At 55.9% G+C, this 21,830-nt stretch carries 21 protein-coding genes; 11 read left to right on the forward strand and 10 right to left on the reverse strand.

Annotated elements, in window-relative coordinates; genetic code table 11:
- Nucleotides 1-14 precede the first annotated feature (14 nt).
- The 3 genes from nlpI (at nt 15) to AC07U6_RS13890 (ending at nt 2,971) form a co-directional block, all read left to right on the forward strand.
- Entirely contained in the window at nt 15-899 is an 885-nt protein-coding gene (gene nlpI, locus AC07U6_RS13880; RefSeq protein WP_494761395.1) for a lipoprotein NlpI, read from the forward strand.
- A 109-nt stretch (nt 900-1,008) separates the two neighbouring features.
- On the forward strand, nt 1,009-1,083 hold the full coding sequence (gene yrbN / locus AC07U6_RS13885; RefSeq protein ID WP_370348261.1) for a protein YrbN: 75 nt from the start codon (nt 1,009-1,011) through the stop codon (nt 1,081-1,083).
- A complete protein-coding gene (locus tag AC07U6_RS13890) occupies nt 1,076-2,971 on the forward strand; it encodes a DEAD/DEAH family ATP-dependent RNA helicase (protein WP_494761396.1) in 1,896 nt (631 codons plus the stop codon). Before yrbN ends, AC07U6_RS13890 begins: the two co-directional genes overlap by 8 nt.
- 65 nt (nt 2,972-3,036) lie before the next feature.
- Here AC07U6_RS13890 and AC07U6_RS13895 read toward each other — a convergent pair whose 3' ends face one another.
- Nucleotides 3,037-4,044 carry a luciferase-like monooxygenase gene (locus AC07U6_RS13895; protein ID WP_494761397.1) on the reverse strand — a complete coding sequence of 336 codons (1,008 nt, stop codon included), beginning with the start codon at nt 4,042-4,044 and terminating at the stop codon, nt 3,037-3,039.
- A gap of 282 nt (nt 4,045-4,326) precedes the next feature.
- Here AC07U6_RS13895 and AC07U6_RS13900 point away from each other — a divergent pair, with 282 nt between their 5' ends.
- Genes AC07U6_RS13900 through AC07U6_RS13910 form a run of 3 tightly spaced genes read left to right on the forward strand, consistent with a single transcriptional unit; the run spans nt 4,327 to nt 7,552 of the window.
- A complete protein-coding gene (locus tag AC07U6_RS13900) occupies nt 4,327-5,298 on the forward strand; it encodes an HlyD family secretion protein (protein ID WP_494761398.1) in 972 nt (323 codons plus the stop codon).
- Nucleotides 5,280-6,434 (forward strand): ABC transporter permease, encoded by a 1,155-nt coding sequence (locus AC07U6_RS13905; RefSeq protein WP_494761399.1) that lies wholly within the window; start codon nt 5,280-5,282, stop codon nt 6,432-6,434. Before AC07U6_RS13900 ends, AC07U6_RS13905 begins: the two co-directional genes overlap by 19 nt.
- Entirely contained in the window at nt 6,431-7,552 is a 1,122-nt protein-coding gene (locus tag AC07U6_RS13910) for an ABC transporter permease (RefSeq protein ID WP_494761400.1), read from the forward strand. The genes AC07U6_RS13905 and AC07U6_RS13910 overlap by 4 nt, the downstream gene beginning before the upstream one ends.
- Nucleotides 7,553-7,561: 9 nt before the next feature.
- Here AC07U6_RS13910 and AC07U6_RS13915 read toward each other — a convergent pair whose 3' ends face one another.
- A complete protein-coding gene (locus tag AC07U6_RS13915) occupies nt 7,562-8,440 on the reverse strand; it encodes a U32 family peptidase (protein WP_494761401.1) in 879 nt (292 codons plus the stop codon).
- 11 nt (nt 8,441-8,451) lie between these two features.
- A complete protein-coding gene (gene ubiU / locus AC07U6_RS13920) occupies nt 8,452-9,447 on the reverse strand; it encodes a ubiquinone anaerobic biosynthesis protein UbiU (RefSeq protein WP_494761402.1) in 996 nt (331 codons plus the stop codon).
- A 207-nt stretch (nt 9,448-9,654) separates the two neighbouring features.
- On the opposite strand from ubiU, the gene ubiT reads away from it, so the two are divergent.
- Nucleotides 9,655-10,179 carry a ubiquinone anaerobic biosynthesis accessory factor UbiT gene (gene ubiT, locus AC07U6_RS13925; protein ID WP_494764423.1) on the forward strand — a complete coding sequence of 175 codons (525 nt, stop codon included), beginning with the start codon at nt 9,655-9,657 and terminating at the stop codon, nt 10,177-10,179.
- Entirely contained in the window at nt 10,173-10,676 is a 504-nt protein-coding gene (locus tag AC07U6_RS13930) for a GNAT family N-acetyltransferase (protein ID WP_494761403.1), read from the forward strand. Before ubiT ends, AC07U6_RS13930 begins: the two co-directional genes overlap by 7 nt.
- On the opposite strand, the gene AC07U6_RS13935 is transcribed toward AC07U6_RS13930, so the two are convergent.
- The 3 genes from AC07U6_RS13935 to nrdD all read right to left on the reverse strand — a co-directional run bounded on the left by AC07U6_RS13935 (nt 10,663) and on the right by nrdD (nt 13,785).
- Complete coding sequence (locus tag AC07U6_RS13935) at nt 10,663-10,965, reverse strand: GIY-YIG nuclease family protein (protein ID WP_494761404.1); 303 nt, start codon at nt 10,963-10,965, stop codon at nt 10,663-10,665. The genes AC07U6_RS13930 and AC07U6_RS13935 overlap by 14 nt on opposite strands.
- A 220-nt stretch (nt 10,966-11,185) precedes the next feature.
- Complete coding sequence (gene nrdG / locus AC07U6_RS13940; protein ID WP_494761405.1) at nt 11,186-11,650, reverse strand: anaerobic ribonucleoside-triphosphate reductase-activating protein; 465 nt, start codon at nt 11,648-11,650, stop codon at nt 11,186-11,188.
- On the reverse strand, nt 11,647-13,785 hold the full coding sequence (gene nrdD, locus AC07U6_RS13945) for an anaerobic ribonucleoside-triphosphate reductase (RefSeq protein ID WP_494761406.1): 2,139 nt from the start codon (nt 13,783-13,785) through the stop codon (nt 11,647-11,649). Before nrdD ends, nrdG begins: the two co-directional genes overlap by 4 nt.
- 364 nt (nt 13,786-14,149) lie before the next feature.
- On the opposite strand from nrdD, the gene AC07U6_RS13950 reads away from it, so the two are divergent.
- Nucleotides 14,150-16,708 (forward strand): DEAD/DEAH box helicase, encoded by a 2,559-nt coding sequence (locus AC07U6_RS13950; protein WP_494761407.1) that lies wholly within the window; start codon nt 14,150-14,152, stop codon nt 16,706-16,708.
- Nucleotides 16,709-16,755: 47 nt separating this feature from the next.
- On the opposite strand, the gene ridA is transcribed toward AC07U6_RS13950, so the two are convergent.
- The 4 genes from ridA to argF form a co-directional block, all read right to left on the reverse strand.
- Entirely contained in the window at nt 16,756-17,142 is a 387-nt protein-coding gene (gene ridA / locus AC07U6_RS13955; protein ID WP_494761408.1) for a 2-iminobutanoate/2-iminopropanoate deaminase, read from the reverse strand.
- 89 nt (nt 17,143-17,231) lie between these two features.
- Nucleotides 17,232-17,696: an aspartate carbamoyltransferase regulatory subunit gene (pyrI, locus tag AC07U6_RS13960; RefSeq protein WP_494764424.1), complete on the reverse strand. Its 465-nt coding sequence runs from the start codon at nt 17,694-17,696 to the stop codon at nt 17,232-17,234.
- Nucleotides 17,680-18,642, reverse strand: coding sequence for an aspartate carbamoyltransferase (gene pyrB, locus AC07U6_RS13965; protein WP_494764425.1), 963 nt, complete (start codon nt 18,640-18,642; stop codon nt 17,680-17,682). The genes pyrI and pyrB overlap by 17 nt, the downstream gene beginning before the upstream one ends.
- A 269-nt stretch (nt 18,643-18,911) precedes the next feature.
- Nucleotides 18,912-19,919, reverse strand: a complete 1,008-nt coding sequence (gene argF, locus AC07U6_RS13970; protein WP_494761409.1) for an ornithine carbamoyltransferase — start codon at nt 19,917-19,919, stop codon at nt 18,912-18,914.
- Between the two features lie 158 nt (nt 19,920-20,077).
- Here argF and rraB point away from each other — a divergent pair, with 158 nt between their 5' ends.
- Both rraB and miaE read left to right on the forward strand, forming a co-directional pair.
- Nucleotides 20,078-20,503, forward strand: coding sequence for a ribonuclease E inhibitor RraB (gene rraB / locus AC07U6_RS13975; protein WP_494761410.1), 426 nt, complete (start codon nt 20,078-20,080; stop codon nt 20,501-20,503).
- A gap of 64 nt (nt 20,504-20,567) precedes the next feature.
- Nucleotides 20,568-21,329 (forward strand): tRNA isopentenyl-2-thiomethyl-A-37 hydroxylase MiaE, encoded by a 762-nt coding sequence (gene miaE, locus AC07U6_RS13980; RefSeq protein WP_494761411.1) that lies wholly within the window; start codon nt 20,568-20,570, stop codon nt 21,327-21,329.
- The last annotated feature ends 501 nt before the right edge of the window (nt 21,330-21,830 follow it).

A 21,830-nucleotide genomic window follows, 5' to 3' on the forward strand; every position in this document is an offset into this window, starting at 1 on the left:
TGTGGGAGTGGGAAATGAAGCCATTTTTGCGCTGGTGTTTCGTTGCAACAGCTTTAACGCTGGCAGGATGTAGCAACACCAATTGGCGTGAGAACGAAATTTTGGCAGTTCCGCTGCAGCCTACGCTGCAACAGGAAGTTATTCTTGCTCGCATGGAACAAATTCTTGCCAGTCGGTCTTTGACCGATGATGAACGCGCACAGCTGTTATATGAGCGCGGAGTGTTGTATGATAGTTTAGGTTTGAGAGCGCTGGCGCGGAATGACTTTTCTCAGGCGCTATCTATCAGACCGGATATGCCCGAAGTATTCAATTACTTAGGCATATATTTAACGCAGGCAGGCAACTTTGATGCTGCCTATGAAGCGTTTGATTCTGTACTTGAGCTTGATCCAACTTACAATTATGCGTACTTAAATCGCGGTATCGCCCTTTACTACGGCGGTAGATTTAAACTAGCGCAAGATGATCTGCAGGCGTTTTATCAAGGCGATCCTAACGATCCCTTCCGCAGCCTGTGGCTGTATCTCACTGAGCGTGAGATCGACACAGAACAGGCCAAAGTTTCGCTGAAGCAGCGTTACGACAAAGCGGTAAAGGACCAATGGGGATGGAATATTGTCGAGTTCTACCTGGGCGACATCAGCGAAAAAACGCTGAAGGAGCGCCTCCAGGCAGACGCAACGGATAACACTTCGCTCGCTGAACATCTCAGTGAAACCAACTTCTATTTAGGTAAGTACTACCTAAGTCTGGGGGAGAAGGACAACGCAGAAGCGTTGTTCAAGCTGACGGTCGCTAACAACGTTCATAACTTTGTTGAGCACCGATATGCATTGTTGGAGCTGGCGCTACTCGGCCAGACACAAGACGATTTATCAGAATCCGACCAGCAATAGCTGACGAACTTTTATTGCCTGAACTTTGAAAAGTCATCATCTTCGCGGATGAGGGCATTTCTGTTCGTCGAAACCACTAATTTGAGCCGGTTCACACTTTTTGATGAAAATGACTGAGAATTTTCACGACGAGTTATGTAGACTGGCCGCCGAAATCTACGAGGCACGTGTACTACATGACTGATATTCAAACCACTTTTTCTGACCTTGGCCTGAACGCTGACATCCTTGAATCACTGAACGGTATGGGCTACGTGAAGCCTTCCCCAATCCAGGCTGAGTGTATTCCTCACCTGCTGGCGGGCCGCGATGTTCTGGGTATGGCGCAGACCGGGAGTGGTAAAACTGCGGCATTCTCCCTGCCGCTGCTAAACAACATTGATCCAACTGTTAAAGCACCACAGATTCTGGTGCTGGCACCGACCCGCGAACTGGCGGTTCAGGTAGCTGAAGCTGTAACCGAATTCTCTAAACATATGCGTGGCATTAACGTTGTAGCCCTGTACGGCGGCCAGCGTTATGACGTGCAGCTACGCGCTCTGCGTCAGGGCCCTCAGGTTGTTGTCGGTACCCCAGGCCGTCTGCTGGACCACCTGAAGCGTGGCACTCTGGACCTGTCTAACCTGCGCGGTCTGGTACTGGACGAAGCTGATGAAATGCTGCGTATGGGCTTCATCGAAGACGTTGAAACCATCATGGCGCAGATCCCAGACGGTCATCAGACCGCGCTGTTCTCTGCAACCATGCCGGAAGCGATTCGCCGTATCACTAAACGCTTCATGAAAGATCCTCAGGAAGTGCGCATTCAGTCAAGCCTGACTACGCGTCCTGACATCAGCCAGAGCTACTGGACTGCCTATGGCCGTAAAACTGATGCGCTGACTCGCTTCCTGGAAGCTGAAGACTTCGACGCTGCAATCATCTTCGTGCGTACCAAAAACGCAACACTGGAAGTGGCTGAAGCGCTGGAGCGCAGCGGTTACAACAGCGCCGCGCTGAATGGTGACATGAACCAGGCACTGCGTGAGCAGACTCTGGAGCGTCTGAAAGATGGCCGTCTGGACATTCTGATCGCCACCGACGTTGCGGCCCGTGGTCTGGACGTTGAGCGCATCAGCCTGGTTGTAAACTACGATATCCCTATGGATGCCGAGTCTTACGTACACCGTATTGGTCGTACCGGCCGTGCTGGTCGTGCTGGCCGCGCACTGCTGTTCGTTGAGAACCGCGAGCGTCGTCTGCTGCGTAACATCGAACGCACCATGAAACTGACTATTCCTGAAGTGGATCTGCCTAACGCAGAACTGCTGGGTGAACGTCGTCTGGCTAAGTTCGCAGCAAAAGTACAGCAGCAGCTGGAAAGCAGCGACCTGGAACAGTACCGTGCACTGCTGGCTAAACTGCAGCCGGAAGAAGAGCTGGACATCGAAACGCTGGCTGCAGCACTGCTGAAAATGGCACAGGGCGAACGTCCTCTGATTGTGCCTGCTGATGCTCCACAGCGTCCACGTCGTGAATTCCGTGAGCGTGACGATCGTCGTGGTGACCGCTCAGAGCGTGGCCCACGTGAAGCACGCGGTGAGCGCGACGGTGACCGTCCGCGTCGTGAGCGTCGTGAAGTTGGCGATATGGAAGTGTACCGTATTGAAGTTGGCCGTGATGATGGTGTTGAAGTTCGTCATATCGTTGGCGCGATTGCTAACGAAGGCGATATCAGCAGCCGTTACATTGGTAACATCAAGCTGTTCGGCACCCACTCTACCATTGAGCTGCCGAAAGGCATGCCGGGCGAAGTGCTTCAGCACTTTACTCGTACGCGTATTCTGAATAAACCAATGAATATGCAGCTGATCGGCGATGCACAGCCACGCAGCGATCGTGGCGGTGAGCGTCGTCCAGGCGGCCCTGGCCGTGGTGGTTTCGGCGGTGGCGAGCGTCGTGAAGGCGGTCGTCGCTTCAGCAACGAGCGCAGCGGTGAACGTCGCCCAGGCGGCTTCAACCGTGACGGTGGCAACCGTGGCCCACGTCGCGAAGAAGGCGGCAGCGCGCCAGCCCGTCGTCGTGATGCATAATCACTGATGCCAAATAAAAAACCAGCCTGCGGGCTGGTTTTTTTATGTCTGCAATTCGTGAAAAATTACAACGAACTTTTCACCTGTATGGCCAACTCAAAGGAGTAGAGGCGTGCCTCGGGATCAAAAATCTGCCCATTAACCATAATTTCATCCGCCTGAGTCTCACGCATCAGGTTTGCCAGCCCCTGACGTACCTTCTCTTTATCTCCCACGATAGACATACTCAGCGCCTGCTGCACGCCGTACTGCTCGGAAGATGACCAAAAACTATCAATATTTTCCACCGGCGGCGGCAGGGGACCCGGTTGACCCCGGCGCAGGTTAATGAACTGCTGCTGCATTGAGGTAAACAGGAACCGTGCATCGCGCTCGCTGTCGGCGGCAACGATATTGATACACACCATGGCATAAGGCTGCGACAGACGTGCCGACGGTTTGAAGTTTTCACGGTACAGATGCAGCGCCTGCATCAGCATGTCCGGAGCAAAGTGCGAGGCAAACGCAAACGGCAGACCCAGCTGTGCCGCCAGCTGTGCACTGTAAAGGCTGGAGCCCAGCAGCCACACCGGAATGTTTAATCCCAGTCCCGGTACTGGCTGCACTGCTGGTGCATCGTTCCCGGCTGCATCGAACCAGCTAATCATCTCAGCCACATCGGCAGGAAAATTATCCACATGACCGCCCATGTGACGACGTAGCGCCATCATGGTGCGCTGATCGGAACCCGGCGCGCGGCCAAGACCCAAATCAATACGGCCAGGATACAGCGATTCCAGCGTGCCGAACTGTTCGGCAATCACCAGCGGGGAGTGGTTAGGCAGCATCACGCCACCTGAACCGAGCCGCAGGGTTTGCGTATTAGCCGCCAGATAGCCAATCAGCACCGACGTTGCCGCACTGGCAATTCCGGTCATGTTATGGTGCTCGGCCAGCCAGTAGCGGTGATAGCCCAGCTTCTCTGACTGCCTTGCCAGAGAGAGTGAGTTATGAAATGCCTCGCGCGGTGAAGCACCAAGCGGAATAGGGGCAAGGTCGAGTACCGAAAGCGGTACTGTTTTTTTCTCATACATAGATGCTCACTTATTCTCAGATTCTGAACCAGACATCTTTCAAGGCTACGACATATGTATGCCATGCGATTGTCCGTTTGCAGCACTTTGTAAAAGATTTAACCGCCCGCGATCTTCGTTCGGGCTTCTGTGAGTGCGTTATACCGCTAAAAGTGGTTTTACGGTAAGAAACCTTAAATCAGCGATCGTACATTCCTTCAATATGGACAATTTTTATGCAAAGGAAAGCGCAATGGCTGGTTGGCCATTTCCCCATTTATTGATTAAAACCGGGGAAATTTCATGAAGAAAACGGCATTTTTTACTCTTCTGCTGATTGTTCTGGCAGTCGCTTTGACTATTTTGATTCGCGCACACAGTCATCATTTGCTGTTACAGGGTGAAGTTGACGCCACGGAGGTTATTGTTTCTTCCAAAGCTCGTGGCCGCGTAGTCGAGAAACTCGTGCGTCGCGGTGATGATGTGGTTGTCGGGCAACCTCTTATCCAGCTTGAAGCTCCCGAACTTATTGCCCAGCTCAAAGCCGCTGAAGCGGCTCGTGAGCAGGCGCAGCAGATACTCAACCTCTCTCTTGACGGTACCCGTGAAGAGACGATCCGTAATTTACGCGCTCAGTTTGCACAGTCTCGTACCGACTATCTTAATGCCGAGGCAACCTGGCAACGTGACCTCTCCGTAGCAAAACAGGGATATATCTCCGCCCAGGACCTGGATAATGCACGCAGAAGCCGCGACAGCGCCCGGCAACAGATGCTGGCGGCACAGGCAAATCTCGATCAGGGCCTGCACGGCGACCGCGTTGAACAGCGTGCGGCCTATGCTGCCCAGCTGCATCAGGCGGAACAGGAGCTGCTGGAGATCAAGGCGCAAACCGATGAGCTGCTGGTTAAAGCACCCGTTGCAGGTGAGGTTGGCCCGATACCCGCTGAATGCGGTGAACTACTCAACGCGGGTAGCCCGCTGATAACGCTTCTCGAATTACCCACGGCGTGGTTTGTGTTTGATTTGCGCGAGGATATTCTTGCGCACGTGCGCAAAGGCGATAAAGTCCTGCTGCGTGTGCCGGCACTGAATAATCAAAAAATTGAGGCTGAAGTTCGCTATATCGCTCCGCTGGGTGATTACGCGACAAAACGCGCGACCCGTGCCACCGGCGACTTCGACCTGAAGACGTTTGAAGTTCGCCTGTATCCGTTAGCACCGGTAAAAGACTTACGTCAGGGAATGAGTGCGCTATGGCAATGGCAGGAATGAGTAGCAGGTTTTGGGCCTTCCGGCGTGCTTTTCGTCATGAGATTTTGGTTTCCTGGCGTGAACCCGTTGTTCACTGGCTTGGCTGGTGTTTTCCGCTGCTGCTATTTGCGCTTATCGCCAGTAATTTCTCTGCCGGAACATTGCTCGATCTGCCGGTCGTGGCCGTGGATAGCGATCACAGTGAGGTGTCGCATCAGCTGATTCGCGATCTGAATGCCGGTTCGCATGCCGAAGTCACTGTTGCCGAGGGTGGTTTACCGGATGCGCTGGAACGCCTTCGTCGTGCAGAAGATTATGCGGTGCTGATGATCCCCCCTTTTTTCGAGGCGGACCTGTTGGCAGGAAGACAGCCGCGTATCAGTCTTTATTACAACGCGCTGTTTTACGGTGCAGGATTTTATTCGACTCAGGATTTCAGCGGCCTGATGACCGATTTGAATAATCAGTATCGTCCCTGGCTGCTGGCGGCGAGTGGTCGCACGATGCCTGTCTTGCCAAATGTCAGCCTTGATTACGACAGCCTGTTCAATGCCAGTGCCAGCTATATCTACTACCAGCAGTTTGCGGCCGGTATTCACTTAGTTCAGCTATTCACCGTAACACTGACCATTTGGCTGCTGGCGAGGGCGCGCCCGCTAATTTATCAGCGACATTTTGCGGCTGCGATACTGGGTAAACTGTTTCCTTTCACGCTTTGTTACACCGCGCTGTTAATGACCGAAATCGCCCTGCTGGTGGGGATTTTCGATGCCAGGGTGGTTGGTCATCCATTTTATATGCTGGCCGTGGCATTTTTTTACGTCATGGCGGCGCAAAGCCTCGGGGTGATGCTGTTTACCTTTACCGGCAGCGCGATTACCGCCTACAGCATGATGGGGATTTTCGTCAGCCTTGCGCTGACCTTTTCCGGTATTGCGATGCCGGAGCTGTCGATGCCATGGCCGGCTCAAATGATATCCAATATTGAACCGCTGACGCATGCGCTCTACGCCATGTTTGATCTCTTCCTGCGGGATGTGCCGGGGAAACCGGTAACCAGCGTTTGTGCGCTGTTGATGATCTACCCGCTTATCGCTGCACTGCTGGTACGTAAGCGTCTCTATCAACGGCTGATTAAACCGGAGGTGGCGCAGTGACGCTTTGGTGGCAAACTTTTAGTTCCACGCTAATGCGTATGCTGCAAAAACCGATGTGGTTGATGCTGCTGCTTTCTCTGTGCGTGATGAGTACGGTGTACATGAATCGCAGCGTGTGGGACCTGCCGGTTGCGGTGATTGATATGGACCACAGTAAGGCCAGCCGATTAATTACCCGACAGCTGGATGCTACGCCGAAAGTAAACACGCAGATCTATGAGAACCTGCCGGATGCTCTGCGCGATCTGGGGCTACGTAAACTATTTGCGGTGGTCCTGATGCCACAGGACCTTGAGCAGAAAATGCTGTCAGGTAAACAGGTCAATATTCCGGTTTATGGTGATGCGACTAACCGACTGGCCAACGGCCAGATTGAGCTGGATGTGATAGCCGCCTATCAGCAGGTATTAGACCAGTACAGTGTGCAGCTGATGCAGCAGCAGGGCTTCAGTACCCGTGAGGCTGAGGTTATTCTGAGCCCCGTTATTGGACAAACGGTCGAGGTGTTTAACCCCGGGATCAGCTTTGCTGCTATTGTTTTTCCCGGCCTGCTGGTGATGTTACTGCAGCATTCGTTGCTGATTGCCGGGGTGCGGGTCAATATCACTCTGCGCAGCCAGGGGAAGCCGCCGTTGGCGGTGACGCTGGGAGCGCTGTCAGCGCTAATCCCTGTCTGGCTATTTTTATCGGTAGTGCTGTTTGGGCTGTGGCCCTGGGTGCTGGGATACCGGCAAACGGCCCCCCTGGCTGAGTTAGTGCTGCTGACGCTGCCGTTTCAGCTGGCGGTGCTGGGGCTGGCGAAGCTGTTGACCGAATGTATTCGTGAGGTGGAGCGCATCTACCTGTCGCTGTCGTTTATCACCACCCCGGTCTACTATCTTTCGGGCACTCTCTGGCCGGTACAATCAATGCCGGACTGGGTGCACACTATTTCCATGATGCTTCCCTCCACATGGGGGGCAAGAATGATTGCGGGAGTTAACCAGATGGGGCTACCGGTCGTGGAAGTCAGGGAATATGTCATTGTATTGCTGGCGATGGGCGCAGTTTACGCCACCGCGGGATTTCTGGTGGCAAAACTGCGCGAAAACGGCTGGCGGCTGCGTCCGCCGGGTTAAATACCGAGCTTATCCGATCAGTTCCAGCCCGGCCACACGCTGCCAGTAACCGTTGCAATCACCGCGTGCAGCCAGCGTTATCGGGCTGTGGCCGGTTTCATTGGCACGAAACTGGCCGACAATCTCCAGCGTATCGATGCCTGTTGGAGAGAGGCGCACCACGTCAACCAGCCCCTGCATTGAGGCCAGCTCATTACCGAGGTTGTAGCAGTATCCACTCATGGTCTGAATACCGTTGAGCACGAACACCTGCTGATCTTCCTGAGTATGCAGGCTGCGGCCCTGTGGATAGTTAATGCAGCAGGTCTGGCAGTCATCCTTACTGCGGTTTTCCGAACGGGCGGTAAAGCAGCGGGCAGAATAAGCGAGCGGCAGATAACCGTAACTCATCACCTCAACCTCGAACTTATCGCGGATGCCCAGCTCTTCACACTGTGCCAGCAGCTTGACCAGCCAGTCCCTTGAGAGTTCGACCGGCATACACCAGCGGGTCATCCCCATCTTGAGCAGCAGTTCCAGCGTGACGGCGTTATAGACATTCAACGCAGGCCCGGCCACGAAAGGCAGCCCGGCCTCACTGGCCAGCGTGACGGCACCGAAGTCGCTGGCCTCAATCATAAATTCGCCGTTATCCACATAGCGTTTCAGCTCGGTCAGCTCGGAGGGAGACTGCAGCAGCGCCAGCGTGCTCAGCACCACCTGTTTTCCTGCCGCTGCCAGCTCCCGGGCCATCGCCAGCCAGTCGTTGAATTTAGTCGCTCGCCGCTTGCTGCATACCGATTCGCCAAGGTAGATAATCTGCGCCTCGCTGCCCGCTGCCGCGCGATAGAAGTCCTGCAGCGCCTCATGCGGCCAGTACCAGAGCACCGGCCCCAGGGAATAATTCATTCTCGTTTCTCCTATTGCCACTGTCGGTGCCAGGCACCCAGCGTGGTCTGCGTACCTTCACTCAGCTCGGACAGCGCCGCCATCCACTGCGGCTGGGCGACAAAATTTTCCGGGGACGCTTTGCAGCGATCGATAGCCTGTCGCCAGATACGCGTCACCTGAGCCACATAGGCGGGGCTGCGCTGACGTCCTTCGATTTTGACCGAGGCGATATTGGTCGCCATCAACTCCGGCAGCAGCTCCAGCGTATTCAGGCTGGTGGGTTCCTCCAGCGCGTGATAGCGCTGACCGTCCAGCCTGTAGCGGCCTTTGCACAGGGTAGGATAGCCGGCATTTTCGCCGTTCTCGTAGCGATCGATCAGCACCTCATTCAGCCGCGACTCCAGCCCGTCAGCGGTCTGCTGCCAGCGAACAAAGCGGGCAGGGGAGCAGGCTCCAATGGTATTGGGCGACTCGCCGGTCAGGTAAGAAGAGAGGTAGCAACGGCCCTCGGCCATAATGCACAGGCTGCCGAAAGCGAACACCTCCAGCGGCACGTTGGTATCCCGTGCGAGCTGGCGAACCTGATGGATAGATAGCACGCGCGGCAGTACAACCCGAGCCACATCAAAGTTACGCTGATAGAAACGCACGGCTGCGGCATTGGTCGCTGAGGCCTGTACGGAGAGATGGCGTTCAATCTGCGGATAGCGCTCGGTGGCGTAGGCCAGCATGGCGATATCGGCGAGGATCAGCGCGTCGGCACCGGCATCGGCGGCCATGTCCACCGCTCGCTGCCAGCGGGTGTAGCCATCCGGATGAGCAAAGGTATTAATAGCCACGTGCAGCTTGCGTTTGTGTTGGTGAACGAAGCGTGATGCTTCCTCCAGGCGCTTATCGGTGAAGTTAAGGCCGGCAAAATGACGGGCGTTGGTTTCATCTTTCAGACCGATGTAGACCGCGTCAGCGCCGTTTTCAATGGCGGTTTTCAGTGCCGGAAGATTCCCGGCCGGGCACAGCAGTTCCATAAGGATCAATCCCATTAAACAAAAAGATCGATGATTCTAGAGAGGAAAGCAGCGACAAATTTTGATTTAAGGCATCGAATGGCGTATTGATGGGGGACGGATTCCCTGCTAAAAACCGTATAGTTCGCCCATTTTATTGATCCAGCCGCCTGACGCACTCTGCCATTGTGGCAAAATAGGCGAAATTTTTCGTAAGGAGTAATAATGGTGTTGAACCCGCTACGTACCCACTGCGTTCGTAAAGGGCCGCAGCTGCTGCGTTTCCCACTGCGATTCACCCCTTTTGCGCTGAAAAAGCCGCTGCTGCAGGGATTGTTACGCTGGCAGTTTCAGCAGGCGCTGGCAGAAGGTGAGCTGAATTTTCTTGAAAATCGCTGGCTGGGCATAGAAGTGAGCGATCTTGAGTTACGCTGGTCAGTTACGGTTGAAAACGGACAGCTGCGGGTTGCCGAGCGCAGTGACTGCGACGTCTGGTTTCGCGGCAACGCTAACGACCTGGTATTGATTGCGGCACGCAGGCAGGACCCCGACACGCTGTTCTTCCAGCGACGGCTGCATATTGAAGGCGATACCGAACTGGGGCTGGAAGTGAAGAATTTGATGGACGCAATCGATATTGAATCCATACCGAAGCCAATGCGCCTCGGGCTTATGCAACTGGCCGACTTTGTTGAGGCCGGACTAAAAGAGGACGCGACTTCCTCGCCGGATCGCGCAGGTGTGTCATGCTAATTCGTACCGAAATTGGTGTTGATGCGGCCAGCATCGACGTGTTGCTGCGCCGCAGTTTCCCGACGTCTGCTGAAGCGGAACTGGTGCAGCAGTTGCGCGAAGACGGGCTGCTGACGCTTGGCGTCGTTGCCACCGATGACGAAGGCCAGGTACTGGGCTATGCGGCCTTTAGTCCGGTCACGCTGAATGAAGAAGATCGGCAGTGGGTTGGCCTTGCTCCGCTGGCGGTTGACGAAAGTATCCGTGGTCAGGGTCTGGGCAAGCAGCTGGTTTATGAAGGCCTGGATACCCTAAATGAGTTCGGCTATGCCGCCGTTGTGGTATTAGGCGACGCGAACTTTTACACGCGGTTCGGCTTTGAAAGCGCCGCGCAGCACCAGCTGTACTGCCGCTGGCCAGATACGGAAACGGCGTTGCAGATCTATAAGCTGGCGGATGATGCTTTTGAAAGCGTAACGGGTGAAATTGGCTATTCAGCGCCGTTTAACCGTTTCTGAGCCGTTCAAGCCAGAGAGGCAAAGATTCAGGCTGATGGGTAATCAGCCTGATTTTTTCATTTTTTTTCAGCTGCTTGACCTGATATTCCAGCTTTGATGCCTGCGAACGATCGCCAGCTTCACAGTGAAACAGCAGCTCCAGTGGCCCTTTACCACGTAGCGCTTTCGCACCTTTACCGCTCTGATGCTGATCAAAACGTCGGTCTATATCGTTGGTGATGCCGGTATACAGCATCCCTTTCCCGGTGCGCAGGATGTAGAGTCGCCAGCTGGCGGCGGTTGTGCTCATGGTTAGTCTCAGAAAACGGCAGTCACTGCTACTGTAACGTAAAAATGCGCGAGCAGGGTGCCTGATTTGCCATAGCCGGATGCCGTATTCGTCATGCGGTCCCTGCCGCAGCGGAGAACGACGAGCTGATTCCAGCCTTGACTGTGCACCGCATTACGATCTGATTTCAAATTATCCCGCCGCACCGTTCCGCGCTCTGTTTTCTAATGACCGCGGCTCTTCAACGCAGCCGATGGATCACCTGATTGCTGCTGCCGCGCCAGAGCAGCGCCGGATCGCGCAGCTCCCGGACATACTTCCCATCAATCAGCACGTTCACCATCGCTACCACCTCTCGTTGACGTTCGCTCAGTTCTGCCATCCGATAGCCGGTCCACATCCAGATATCTTTTCCCGGGCAGTCGCGCCGCACGCGCCGCAGCAGCCGCCGAATATCAGCCAGATTAGCCGGATGTAATGGATCGCCGCCGGATAACGACAGCCCCTGGCGTGGGATGCGGCTGTCGTTGAGATCGGCGATCAGCCGCTCTTCCATCTCAATGGTAAAAGGCACACCGGAATTCACCCGCCAGGTACTCTGGTTATAGCAGCCGGGGCACTGATGTTCGCAGCCGGAGACAAACAGCGTGCAGCGTGTACCCGGTCCGTTAACGATATCGACCGGGTAATACTGATGGATATTCACCCCAGCTGCCCGGAGGCAAGATGTTTCACTCGCCGCTTAACTTCCTCCTGCTTACCGGCGTTAAACGGACGGGCATCCGGGCTGCCGAGATAGCCGCACACTCGCCGCGTGACCGATACCCGGCTACTGTCATGGTTGCCGCATTTCGGGCAGGTAAAACCTTTACTGGTACAGTCGAATTCCCCGGTAAACCCGCACTCGTAGCACTCATCAATCGGCGTATTGGTGCCGTAGTAGGGCACGTGTTGGTAGCTGTAGTCCCAGACGTCCTCCAGCGCTTTCAGGTTGTGCTGAATATTAGGATACTCGCCGTAGCAGATAAACCCGCCGTTGGCTAAAGGCGGATAGGCGGCTTCGAAGTCAATCTTATCGTAAGGATTCACCTTCTTCTCAACGTCCAGATGGAAACTGTTGGTGTAATAGCCTTTATCGGTCACGCCGGCGACCACGCCAAACTCGGCGGCATCAAGACGGCAGAAGCGATCGCAGAGGTTTTCACTTGGCGTACTGTACAGGCTGAATCCGTAGCCAGTTTCGTCTTTCCAGCGCTCCACTGCCTGGCGCAGGTGACTGACAATCGCCAGCCCGGTCTCCCGCAGACGGGCGTCATCGTACGGGTGAACCGCGCCGCCGCTCAGGGCGTTCAAGGTTTCATGAATTCCGATATAGCCGAGGGAAATCGACGCGCGGCCGTTTTTAAAAATACCGGCAACCGGTTCATCCGCCTGCAACCGCACGCCGCAGGCCCCTTCCATATACAGAATCGGTGCGACTCGCGCCTTGACGTTTTCCAGCCGGGCGATGCGCGTCATCAATGCCTTTTTAGCCAGCAGCAGCCGACGGTCCAGCAGTGCCCAAAAGCGTTTTTCGTCACCGTTCGCTTCCAGCGCGATGCGCGGCAGGTTCAGGCTGATCACGCCGATATTGTTGCGGCCATCGTGGATCTGCTCACCGTTTTCTTCATAAACCCCAAGGAAGCTGCGGCAGCCCATCGGCGTTTTAAAGGAACCGGTAACCTCAACCACCCGGTCGTAATTAAGAATATCGGGGTACATACGTTTGCTGGCACACTCCAGCGCCAGCTGCTTGATATCATAATTGGCCTCGCCGGGCAGGCGGTTCAGTCCGGCTTTGATAGCGAACACCAGCTTCGGAAACACGGCGGTTTTGTGATTTTTCCCGAGTCCGACAATGCGGTTGCGCAGAATTGACTGCTGGATCAGCCGGGCGGCCCAGCTCTCCCCCAGGCCAAAGCCGAAGGTAACAAACGGCGTCTGACCGTTGGCGGTATGCAGCGTGTTGACCTCATATTCAAGCGACTGAAAGGCGTCGTAGCACTCTTTCTCCGTCCGGCTTCGCGCGTAGGCTTCGGCGTCCGCAATCTGCCAGCTGAGTGCCACCTGGCGATGCTTTTCCAGGCTGGCCTCAACGTAGGGAGCCAGAACCTCATCAATACGGTTGATGGTGCTGCCGCCATAAATGTGGCTGGCGACCTGAGCAATAATCTGTGCGGTCACCGCGGTGGCGGTGGAGATTGATTTTGGCGGCTCGATCTCGGCATTACCCATTTTGAAGCCCTGGGTCAGCATGCCGCGCAGATCGATCAGCATACAGTTAAACATCGGGAAAAAAGGCGAGTAGTCGAGGTCATGATAGTGGATCTCGCCGCGCTCGTGGGCGCCGACCACATCCCGTGGCAGCAGGTGCTGGCGGGCATAATGTTTTGCCACAATCCCGGCCAGCAGATCGCGCTGAGTCGGGATCACTTTGCTGTCCTTGTTGGCGTTTTCATTCAGCAGCGCGGTGTTGCTTTGTTCAACCAGCCCGCGGATCTCGTGATTCAGCCGCCCGCGTAGCTCGCGAGCGACATCGCGATCGTGCCGATACTCAATATAGCAGCGCGCCAGCTGCGGATAGGCTCCGGCCATTAACCGATCCTCCACCGCCTTCTGGACTTCGGCAATATCAACCCGCTGTTGCCCGGCCAGTGCTGCACTGACCGGGCCGGCGACGGTGGCGCAATAATCCTTATCCTCAACCCGTGCCGCCTGAGCGGCAGCACGAATTGCCGCCTCAATACGTGCGGGATCAAAAGCCACGATGCAGCCGTCCCGTTTGATGACCTCAGTTACCACCGCCACTCTCCTGTGAAATCTATATATAGGTTGAAATTGGTATATTAAGCGCTATATGTAGTGCTTTGATCGTGTTTAAACGAGGTTTTGTTGACCTGAAACAAAGATTACGACGTGTGGGAGACAGGCCAGCGGTCTGGATGGATTGCTACAGATATTTCCAAAGGAGCAGGAAATCAGGACGCGGTGAAGAGGTAAAAATGACCCGCAGTGGATAAATACCTGAGCAGGCAAGCCGCATCAGCCTGCTTTTAGCCCACTGGCGTGCTGTCTCAGTTGCATTCCTACCCCTGGAATTAATATTATTGCCGGTTACCGTGAGGCAAAAGTTTATTTGCCCGATTCAACCAGGAATAACTGCAGGATGTCGTCCGTCACCTACAACGAAAATCAGGTCGTCCGCTGGCTGGGGGTGCGAACCGTTGCCCGTGCGCGCGATCTGGTCGCCAGCGTGCAGAATATTCAGTGGCAGAACCGGCTGCTGACCGGCGAAGTTGCCGGGCGAGCGGCAGAGCCCTACAGCGTACTGGTGCATTTCAGCCGTCCTCAGGGCAGACTGCAGGCCAACGGCGAATGCAGCTGCGCGGTAAAAAATAACTGTCGTCACGTTGCCGCGGTGATGATCGCCAATCTGCGCCCGCGGCAGACCGTGGAAAAAGCCGTACTGAACACCATCCACGCTGAGCCGATCCCCACGTTACAGCTTGAATCCCGGGCGAAGTTTATCAGCGGCTACGGCCACTACGGCCACCGGCAAAAACGGCTCGACTTCGCCTCGGTCAGCTTCGACTATGCCGGCGTGCGGGTCGATGCGGGGAGCCGTGCGCAAAGCTTCAGCGACCGCAAAGGGCAGCACTATCACGTTGCCCGCCATATTGAAGAAGAACAGAACTGGCTGGCGCAGATCCAACGTGCCGGGCTGCAAACCATCCCGGCGGGCCATATCTATACCCCTGCGCCACTGCCACCCGAGATCTTCGCACCGGAAACGCCTGCTGAATGGCGAGATTTTATTAAAACCGGCCTGCCGGCCCTGCGCAGACGGGGCTGGAAAATCCGCATGGACAGCGACTTTACCTGGAACGTGACCGAAGTGGACGCCATTGAAGGGCGTGCGGTGCAGGCTCAGGATGGCTGGTTCGATCTGGAACTGGCGCTGAAAATGGGGCGCCAGCGCGTGAGGCTGGAACCGCTGCTGGCGGGCCTGTTTGCCCGCGACAGGCGCTGGATGGGCAGCACCCTGAACCTGATTCCTGATGATGAACAAATTGAACTGCGCGATGAACGCGGCCGGCGTTTGCTGTTCCGCGCCGCGCAGCTTAAGCCGCTGGTCGGTAACCTGATCGACCTGTTCGACAGGCAGGACCCGCAGCCGCTCAGGCTGGCCGCGTGGGATGTCGGCCGCCTGGGGCAGAGCGATCCCTACAGTCGCTGGACCTTTGACAGCGACAGCGCGGTGCATCAGCTGTCGCAGAAGCTCAGCGGCAATGGCGGCGTGCAGCCGGTCGCTCCGCCTGCGGGGCTGAAAGCCACGTTGCGAGACTACCAGCTGCAGGGCGTCAGCTGGATGCAGTTCCTGCGTCAGCATCAGCTGGCGGGCGTGCTGGCGGATGATATGGGACTGGGTAAAACCATTCAGACTCTGGCGCATCTGCTGCTGGAGAAAGAAGCCGGCCGACTTGACCGGCCGGCGCTGATCGTCGTCCCGACCACGCTGGTGCATAACTGGTGCTGCGAGGCGAATCGCTTTGCGCCGGACCTGCGCGTGCTGGCGCTGACCGGCCCGCAGCGTAAAGATTTCTTCGAGCAGGTGGAACAGTACGATGTAGTGATTACCACCTACTCCCTGCTGTGGCGCGATCAGCCGCAGCTGGTCGCATACGCCTACCACATGCTGATCCTCGACGAGGCGCAGTACGTAAAAAACAGCGCCTCACGCGCGGCCTCAGTGATCCGCGGACTGAAGACCCGTCATCGTCTTTGCCTGACCGGTACGCCGCTGGAAAACCACCTCGGTGAGCTGTGGTCGCAGTTTGACTTCCTGCTACCGGGATTCCTGGGCAGCGAGCGCGACTTTATGCAGGAGTGGCGGATTCCGATTGAGCGCAACGGGGATAAAGCCCGTCGCGACCTGCTGGTGAAGCGCGTGCGGCCTTTTATGCTGCGCCGCCGTAAGCAGGAAGTGGCGAAAGAGCTGCCGCCGAAAAACACCATCGTCTGCAGCGTGCCGCTCGAAGGCGCGCAGCGTGAACTGTATGACCAGGTCCGCGTGGCCATGCAGGATCGGGTTCAGCTGGCGGTGCAGCAGCAGGGCGCGGGGCGCAGCCATCTGCTGGTGCTGGATGCGCTGCTAAAGCTGCGGCAGATCTGTTGCGATCCGCGGCTGGTGGAGGGCGTGCGGGCGGAAAAAGTGAAGCACTCCGCCAAGCTTAAGCTGCTGCGCGAGATGCTCAACGATCTGCTGGCGGAAGATCACCGCATTCTGATCTTCTCGCAGTTCACCTCCATGCTGACGCTTATTGCGGAAGAGCTACAGCGCGCGCGGATTGATTTTGTCACCCTGACTGGCAGCACCCGCGACCGTAATGAGCCGGTGCGGCGCTTCCAGCAGGGCGAAGTCCCGGTGTTTCTGATTAGCCTGAAAGCGGGCGGCGTCGGGCTGAACCTGACGGCGGCGGATACGGTAATCCACTACGATCCCTGGTGGAACCCCGCGGCGGAAAACCAGGCGACCGATCGCGCTTATCGCCTCGGTCAGGATAAGCCGGTCTTTGTCTACAAGCTGATTACGGCGGATACTATTGAAGAGAAAGTGGTGGCGTTACAGCAGCATAAAGCAGAACTGGCGGGGGAGATCCTGGCGGATGACCTGAGCGAACCGGCCAGCTTCAGTCAGGACGATTTGACCCTGTTGCTATCCTGATTTCTCCGGTCGGTTAAAGCGGGGCGGATAGCCATCCGCCCGCACCTTTAGCGACGAACGGCGATCGCTTCGATCTCAATCTTCACATCTTTCGGTAGACGGGCCACTTCAACGCAGGAACGCGCCGGGAAGCTGGCCTGATGCTCGGTAAAGAAGGCTTCGTACGCGGCATTCACCGTAGTGAAGTCGTTCAGATCTTTCACAAATACGGTGGTTTTCACAATATCACTGACTTTCAGACCGGCCGCTTCCACGATGGCCCGTACGTTTTCCAGCGACTGACGCGCCTGCGCGGTAATATCATCGGGCACGCTGCCGGTTTTTGGATCTACCGGGATCTGGCCAGAAGTGATAATCATGCTACCGAGATCGACGCCCTGAACATAGGGACCAATCGCTGCCGGGGCGTTTTCAGTACTGATTTCGCGAGACATAGTTTCTCCTGAATGTGTCTGAGGTTTGCGGGGCGACTTAGCGCGCCCCAGCGATATTTACCATATCGGCTCAAGCCTGCAAACAGGAATCAGTCATTCGCCATAACCACATGGTGCGCAAACTCTTTCTCACAGTATTTGCACTTGAGGTAGAGATTGGTGTGGCGCGCTTTCACCGCGAAGCTGGAATACACCGGTTCGTTGCGGCTGATGCAGTTGCTGTTCGGGCAGGTTAGCACGCGTTCGATGCGCTCCGGCAGCGTCGGGGAGCTTTTCGCCACCACGTCATAATCATCAATGCGGTTAACCGTGGCGTGCGGCGCGTAAAGCGCCAGCTGGTTAATCTGAGCGTCGGTGAGAAACGTATTCTCGATCTTGATAATATCCTTGCGCCCCATCTCGCCGGACGGCAGGTTCAGGCCAATGGTAATACGCTGATCGGTTTCGGTCAGGCGGAACAGGGAAAGCAGCTTAAAGCCCACCTGAGCCGGGATATGGTCAATCACCGTACCGCATTTAATCGCTTCTACCTGTAATTTATTGTCGTGCGTCATCATGCTTCTCCTGATTAGCCAGTTCGCTGTTGAGTACCAGCGCCAGCAGCGCCTGGCGTGCGTAAATACCGTTGCCTGCCTGCTGGAAGTACCAGGCATAAGGTGTGCTATCGACGTCGGTATCGATCTCATCGATGCGCGGCAGCGGGTGTAGCACCTTCATATTGTCGCGGGCGTGGGCCAGGTCACTGGCGCGCAGAATAAACTGGGCCTTCACGTTAGCGTACTCGGACGGGTCCAGGCGCTCTTTCTGCACGCGGGTCATATACAGAATGTCTACCTGTGGCACCACCTCTTCAATATTATCGTGGCGGGTCCAGACAATGCCTTTTTCATCCAGCATATCGGTAATGTAGGTCGGCATCGTCAGCGCATCCGGCGCGATAAAGTAGAAGCGGTTGCCTTCGAACTTGGCCAGCGCCTGAGTCAGCGAGTGAACGGTGCGGCCATATTTCAAATCGCCGACCATTGCCACGTGCAGATTGTTCAGGCGGCCCTGCGTTTCCTGCAGGGTAAACAGATCCAGCAGGGTCTGCGTTGGATGCTGGTTCGCGCCGTCACCGGCATTCAGTATTGGGATTCCGCCGGAAAACTCGGTCGCCAGGCGCGCGGCGCCTTCCTGCGGATGGCGCATCACAATCGCATCCACGTAGGTGCCAATGACCGAAATGGTATCGGCCAGCGTTTCGCCCTTTTTGCCGAGCGAAGTGTTACTGCCGTCCGCGAAGCCCACCACTGAAGCGCCGAGGCGGTGAATCGCCGTTTCAAACGACAGGCGGGTACGGGTCGATGCTTCGAAGAAACAGCTGGCAATCACTTTATGTTTCAGCAGTTCCGGCTGAGGATTCGCCTTCAGGCTGGCGGCGGTGCGCAGCACCAGTTCCAGTTCTTCACGGTTGAGATCGTTAATCGAAATAATATGTTTGTGATATAGCGGATTGGCAATAGTCGCCATGTTCACTCTCCTCTACGCGTGCCGGTACTGAAAAAAGGACAAAAAAAAGCCCCTCAATGAGGGGCTTTTTTCTGATGATCGGTAATGCAACGGAAGGAAAAACGGCACTGCCCGCCTGTGTACAGACGTGGGTGAACGGTGGTATTGATAGCGTTCTGTGGCATGGTTCCTCCCGGCAAACGGGGGGCATTATACGCATTCGAAACGTCACGGCAAGTGAAAAACGCGCGCCGGGTAATCGTTTGCCTCCCGCCGAATTGCTACAGTTTCGCCAGCGTCGCCACCATCACCGCTTTGATGGTATGCAGACGGTTTTCCGACTGATCGAACACCACGCTGTGCGCGGATTCAAACACCTCATCGGTGACTTCCATACCGCCGTGCAGATCGTACTGTTGGGCCATCTGCTGGCCCAGCGTGGTTTGATCGTCGTGGAAAGCGGGCAGGCAGTGCAGGAACTTCACCTGCGGATTACCGGTCAGTTCCAGCATCGCCGAATTGACCTGATAGCTACGCAGCAGCGCAATACGCTCGGCCCAGACTTCTTTCGGCTCGCCCATGGAAACCCAGACGTCGGTATAGATAAAGTCAGCGCCTTTTACGCCTGCCGCAATGTCTTCGATCAGAGTAATTTTGCCACCGGTCTTCTCTGCCGCTGCGCGACACTCCTCTACCAGTTTCTCATCCGGCCAGCAGCCTTTCGGTGCCACCAGACGCAGATCCAGACCCACCAGCGCGGCCGCTTCCAGCATGGTGTTTCCCATATTGTTGCGCGCGTCGCCGACGTAGGCAAAGGTCATCTGGCTGAAGGCTTTCTCCGGCAGATGTTCCTGCATGGTCAGTAGATCGGCCAACAGCTGGGTCGGGTGGAACTCATTGGTCAGACCGTTCCATACCGGCACCCCGGCATGCTCTGCCAGCGATTCCACCAGCGCCTGGCCGTGGCCGCGATACTGAATACCGTCATACATCCGGCCCAGCACGCGGGCCGTGTCCTTCATCGACTCTTTGTGGCCGATCTGGCTACCGCTTGGGCCAAGATAGGTGACGTTAGCGCCCTGGTCGTAAGCGGCAACTTCGAAAGAGCATCGGGTACGGGTCGAGTCTTTTTCGAAGATGAGCGCAATATTTTTGCCTTTCAGATGCTGAATTTCTTCACCGTTTTTCTTATCGGTCTTAAGCGTCGATGCCAGCGCAAGCAGGCCATTGATTTCAGCGGGGGTAAAGTCCAGCAGCCTGAGAAAATGACGTTGGTACAGATGACTCATAAAGCACTCCAGGTAATCTTTAATGAATTTAAATTCAATCTAACTGTATTAATATTCATTTTCAACCCCAGCGTACAGAAACTTTTCTTTAAAGGTAGTGGCGCAGAGGGCGCTGTGGGAAAATAATCAAACAAGACCCATAAATTAAGGAACGGATCATGGCTAATGAAGCATTTTTGGCAGAGCAGCGTGAAGAGACGCGGTTAATTATCGAAGAGCTGCTGGAAGACGGTAGCGATCCTGATGCGCTGTATACGATTGAGCATCATTTTTCCTGCGACAGCTTTGACGCGCTGGAGAAGGCGGCGGTAGAAGCTTTCAAACTGGGCTATGAAGTCACCGAGCCGGAAGAGCTGGAGCTGGAAGATGGCACCACCGTAATGTGCTGCGATATCCTGAGCGAAGGCGCGCTGAATGCGGATCTGATCGACAAGCAGGTTGAACAGCTGGTGGATCTGGTGGCGAAATTCAACGTTGACTATGACGGCTGGGGCACCTACTTCGAAGATCCTGATGCTCAGGACGATGATGAAGACGGTGAAGATGAGGCTGACGACGAGGAAGACAACGGCGTACGTCACTAATCCCGTATAGTGCACGCCGCAGGTTCTCTGCGGCGTGATGATTCATTCCTCTCTGGTCCGAATAATGAATATCGAACACCTCCTTGCCCCCATTCATGGCTTCCTGCTTTGCCGCACTCCGCAGGCGTGGATCGACGAAGCGCGTAAACCGCAAAATCTGGCCCTGCTGCTGACCGATCACCTGGTCTGTGAGCTAAAAGCGGCACAAACCGCCATGTGGCTGATCCGTAAGTACGTGGCGGATAAAGCCAGCGGTGATGCGCTGCTGGCGTGGCTGAAGCCGTGGGAAAACTTCGTCCATAATGCGCATAGCGATCTGACGTTTCTTGAGCAGCACCGCGCGCTGTCTAAAACCATTATTACCCGCGAAGAAGCACCTTACGGCGACGAGCTGGTGGATAAGATGGTGCTGCTGATCAAAGAAGAGCTGCATCATTTTTACCAGGTGCTGGAGATCATGCAGGCGCGGAATATTCCCTATGCAAAAATTACCGCCAGCCGCTATGCCAAAGGGTTGCTGCGTGAAGTGGCCACCTATGAGCCGCAGACGCTGGTGGATAAGCTGATCTGCAGCGCCTATATCGAAGCGCGTTCCTGCGAGCGTTTTGCCAGCCTGGCACCGTATCTTGACGACGAGCTGTCGGCTTTCTACGTCTCGCTGCTGCGTTCGGAAGCGCGACACTATCAGGATTATCTGGCTTTGGCGACGCTGATCTCCGGGCAGGATATCAGCGCACGGGTGCGGAAGATTGGGGAAACCGAAGCCCGCTTAATCAGCGAGCCGGATAGCGAACTGCGTTTTCATAGCGGGGTGCCGGATTTTTGATTGCTTGCAGGGGATCGGTTCTGGTGCTGCTTGTTAGCTTGTTAGCTTGTTAGCTTGTTAGCTTGTTAGCTTGTTAGCTTGTTAGCTTGTTAGCTTGTTAGCTTGTTAGCCTGGGAGTACGGAGAGCGGCCTCTGCGGCTGCCGGACGGTCCTCGCGCCGCTTCGCGGTGCCTTCGGCTTCGGCTGTGGGCCTGTCGGATCGGCGCAGAGCGGGCGTCCTGCCCGCGCTGCGCCTGAGCCCAGCATCCCTGCTGGTCTCTCCGGTCCCACAGCCTGCTCCTCAGCGCTGCGGATTGTCCGTCAGCCGCAGAGGCCGCTCTCCCTTCGCCTCAGGTGCCCGCTTTTCCAGGTAACACGGGCTTTAATTGCAGACAGGTGGTTGCTGATTTGTTCGTCTTTGCGTTGCCGCTTGCCTGGCAGCTGCAGAGGCCGCTCTCCCTTCGCCTCAGGTGCCCGCTTTTCCAGGTAACACGGGCTTTAATTGCAGACAGGTGGTTGCGG

It is taken from the genome of Erwinia sp. GW821-FHT03D09, from assembly GCF_059420805.1.

Excerpts from the sequence above, each read along its gene's own strand:
- ridA (WP_494761408.1), bottom strand. The coding sequence starts at position 17,142 with ATGTCTCGCGAAATCAGTACTGAAAACGCCCCGGCAGCGATTGGTCCC.
- miaE (WP_494761411.1), top strand. The coding sequence starts at position 20,568 with ATGAATATCGAACACCTCCTTGCCCCCATTCATGGCTTCCTGCTTTGC.
- AC07U6_RS13930 (WP_494761403.1), top strand. The coding sequence starts at position 10,173 with ATGCTAATTCGTACCGAAATTGGTGTTGATGCGGCCAGCATCGACGTG.
- pyrI (WP_494764424.1), bottom strand. The coding sequence starts at position 17,696 with ATGACGCACGACAATAAATTACAGGTAGAAGCGATTAAATGCGGTACG.
- AC07U6_RS13935 (WP_494761404.1), bottom strand. The coding sequence starts at position 10,965 with ATGAGCACAACCGCCGCCAGCTGGCGACTCTACATCCTGCGCACCGGG.
- nlpI (WP_494761395.1), top strand. The coding sequence starts at position 15 with ATGAAGCCATTTTTGCGCTGGTGTTTCGTTGCAACAGCTTTAACGCTG.
- argF (WP_494761409.1), bottom strand. The coding sequence starts at position 19,919 with ATGAGTCATCTGTACCAACGTCATTTTCTCAGGCTGCTGGACTTTACC.
- AC07U6_RS13890 (WP_494761396.1), top strand. The coding sequence starts at position 1,076 with ATGACTGATATTCAAACCACTTTTTCTGACCTTGGCCTGAACGCTGAC.
- AC07U6_RS13915 (WP_494761401.1), bottom strand. The coding sequence starts at position 8,440 with ATGAATTATTCCCTGGGGCCGGTGCTCTGGTACTGGCCGCATGAGGCG.
- AC07U6_RS13950 (WP_494761407.1), top strand. The coding sequence starts at position 14,150 with ATGTCGTCCGTCACCTACAACGAAAATCAGGTCGTCCGCTGGCTGGGG.
- ubiU (WP_494761402.1), bottom strand. The coding sequence starts at position 9,447 with ATGGAACTGCTGTGCCCGGCCGGGAATCTTCCGGCACTGAAAACCGCC.
- rraB (WP_494761410.1), top strand. The coding sequence starts at position 20,078 with ATGGCTAATGAAGCATTTTTGGCAGAGCAGCGTGAAGAGACGCGGTTA.
- AC07U6_RS13905 (WP_494761399.1), top strand. The coding sequence starts at position 5,280 with ATGGCAATGGCAGGAATGAGTAGCAGGTTTTGGGCCTTCCGGCGTGCT.
- AC07U6_RS13895 (WP_494761397.1), bottom strand. The coding sequence starts at position 4,044 with ATGTATGAGAAAAAAACAGTACCGCTTTCGGTACTCGACCTTGCCCCT.
- AC07U6_RS13900 (WP_494761398.1), top strand. The coding sequence starts at position 4,327 with ATGAAGAAAACGGCATTTTTTACTCTTCTGCTGATTGTTCTGGCAGTC.